This window comes from Streptomyces sp. 8L, assembly GCF_020176795.1.
Classification (GTDB): Bacteria; Actinomycetota; Actinomycetes; order Streptomycetales; family Streptomycetaceae; genus Streptomyces.
In genome coordinates, this window is record NZ_JAIUKE010000447.1 from 1 (window position 1) to 1,191 (window position 1,191).

Annotated in this window: 1 protein-coding gene; it reads left to right on the forward strand. The window is 75.9% G+C overall.

Translation table 11 applies throughout. The features are described from left to right. The first annotated feature begins 155 nt into the window (after positions 1-155). Entirely contained in the window at positions 156-1,037 is an 882-nt protein-coding gene (locus LCE31_RS30550) for a replication-relaxation family protein (protein WP_225020058.1), read from the forward strand. Positions 1,038-1,191 lie beyond the last annotated feature (154 nt).

A 1,191-nucleotide genomic window follows, 5' to 3' on the forward strand; every position in this document is an offset into this window, starting at 1 on the left:
GCCCCCCCCCTTGGGGCGCGCCCCCCCCCGCCGGGCGGGGGCCCCCCCCCCGGGGCCCCCGCCCCCCCCCCCCCGGCCGCCGGGGGGGCGGGGGGGGGGGGCGGCCGCGCGGGCTGGGTCATCTGCGGGGCTGGTCGACGGAGGTCGCCCTGCCGGTGTACGGGACGTTCACCACGCCCGCGAAGGGCAGCCTGCGCGCGGACGCCGTGCTGACCGCTCCCGAGGACGGCATGCCGGTTCTGTTCGTGGAGGTCGACAGGTTCTCCGAGCCCGCGGCCGTGCTCTCGCGGAAGATCGTCGACTACCGCGAGTTCTTCCGCCGCCGGCTGCCCGACACCCGCGACCGTCACGTGCCCCTGTGGTCGTCCCAGTGGCCCGCCCCGGAACTGGTCAGTCATCCGCCGCTCGCCCTGGTCTTCGCCAAGGACGTCACCGACACGGTCCTCCAGCGCCGTATCGCCGAGGTCCGGGGCAACACCCGCGATTGCTGGGGCGCCCCGTGGACCAGTTATCTGGGCCTCGGAGCCCCCAACCCGCGCGAGGAGGACGGGTGGCGTCAGTACGGGGACATCGTCCCGGTCATCACCACCACCCTGGCTCAGCTGCAGCAGCGCGGCCCGCACGGACCGGTATGGACACGCTTCGGCCGCTCCCGGCCCGAGCCGCTCACCGACGCACTCACCCACCGCAACACCCACGAGGACTATATGGAGCGTGAAGAGCGCCTCCAGGCCGCGAGAACCCCTCCGCCCGGGTACGGCGACAGCCAGCACGGGGCACCGATGAAGGACCCGTGGACGCAGCCGGAGGAAGACCCGGGGGAGGACGAGCCTCCCGGCTGGGAGTGCCCCTCGTGTCACACCCCGACCTCAACCGCGGCACCGGGACTGGACGGTTACGCCCCCGAACCGGGCGGCCGGTGCCCGCGCTGCGAGCAGGTCCACCGCGAACTCACCCAGAGCCGCACACAGACCGGCGTCCTCGCGCGACTACGAGCCCGCGCAGAGGGACGCCACCCCTCCTCTCCGGGAGCGTGAGACTCCGGCTGACGGCTCGGGCAGGGCGTTCGACGCGGATCTGGACCGTGCGGCTCCGCTGGGGGGCGTGGGGGCGGGGGCGGGGGGGGCCCCGCCCCCCCCCCCCCCCACCACACCCCGGGGGGCCGGGCGCAGCAGCCCCCGCCCCAGGGGC